Origin of the sequence: Furfurilactobacillus milii, assembly GCF_021654115.1 — a bacterium.
GTDB classification, from domain to species: Bacteria; Bacillota; Bacilli; order Lactobacillales; family Lactobacillaceae; genus Furfurilactobacillus; species Furfurilactobacillus milii.
In genome coordinates this window covers 1-704 of sequence record NZ_JAIWJF010000025.1, presented here as the reverse complement: position 1 = coordinate 704, position 704 = coordinate 1, and the positions used below count along the sequence as shown (strand labels likewise).

Below are 704 nucleotides of genomic sequence, written 5' to 3'. Positions count from 1 at the left end.
GCCACTTCGCTATTCCGCCATACTCTGAAATGGCGCGGGACGGAATCGAACCGCCGACACATGGAGCTTCAATCCATTGCTCTACCGACTGAGCTACCGAGCCATACCAAATTTGGTATTTAAAAATTTACAATAAACAACGGTCCCAACGAGACTCGAACTCGTGATCTCCTGCGTGACAGGCAGGCGTCCTAACCAACTGGACCATGGGACCATCATTAAATGGAAGATACAGGGCTCGAACCTGTGACCCTCTGCTTGTAAGGCAGACGCTCTCCCAACTGAGCTAATCTTCCAAAATATTAAAAATTGACCCCTACGGGATTCGAACCCATGTTACCGCCGTGAAAGGGCGGTGTCTTAAACCACTTGACCAAGGGGTCATATAAAACGGAGAGTAAGGGATTCGAACCCTTGAAGCAGGTTGTTACCCGCTTACATCATTTCCAGTGATGCTCCTTCGGCCAACTCGGACAACTCTCCATTTCTAATTTTAAACTCCGGCAGGCGGGCTCGAACCGTCGACAACCTGATTAACAGTCAGGTGCTCTACCAACTGAGCTATGCCGGAATAATGTGCATGGCGACGACCTACCCTCGCAGGGAGCGATCCCCCAACTACTCTTGGCGCGACGAAGCTTAACTTCCGTGTTCGGCATGGGAACGGGTGTATCCTTCGTGCCATCATCACCACACTCTGAGCG

At 51.0% G+C, this 704-nt stretch carries 6 tRNA genes and 1 rRNA gene; all 7 read right to left on the bottom strand.

Annotated features, from left to right (window positions below):
- Positions 1 to 30: 30 nt before the first annotated feature.
- The 7 genes from LDK34_RS12525 to rrf all read right to left on the bottom strand — a co-directional run bounded on the left by LDK34_RS12525 (position 31) and on the right by rrf (position 695).
- Positions 31 to 103 (bottom strand) — tRNA-Phe (locus LDK34_RS12525).
- A gap of 37 nt (positions 104 to 140) precedes the next feature.
- Positions 141 to 214, bottom strand: a tRNA-Asp gene (locus LDK34_RS12520).
- 9 nt (positions 215 to 223) lie between these two features.
- A tRNA-Val gene (locus tag LDK34_RS12515) sits at positions 224 to 296 on the bottom strand.
- A gap of 14 nt (positions 297 to 310) precedes the next feature.
- Positions 311 to 383, bottom strand: a tRNA-Glu gene (locus LDK34_RS12510).
- 8 nt (positions 384 to 391) lie between these two features.
- Positions 392 to 483 (bottom strand) — tRNA-Ser (locus LDK34_RS12505).
- 15 nt (positions 484 to 498) lie between these two features.
- A tRNA-Asn gene (locus LDK34_RS12500) sits at positions 499 to 571 on the bottom strand.
- Between the two features lie 7 nt (positions 572 to 578).
- Positions 579 to 695: ribosomal RNA gene (rrf, locus tag LDK34_RS12495) — 5S ribosomal RNA — on the bottom strand.
- Between the last annotated feature and the right edge of the window lie 9 nt (positions 696 to 704).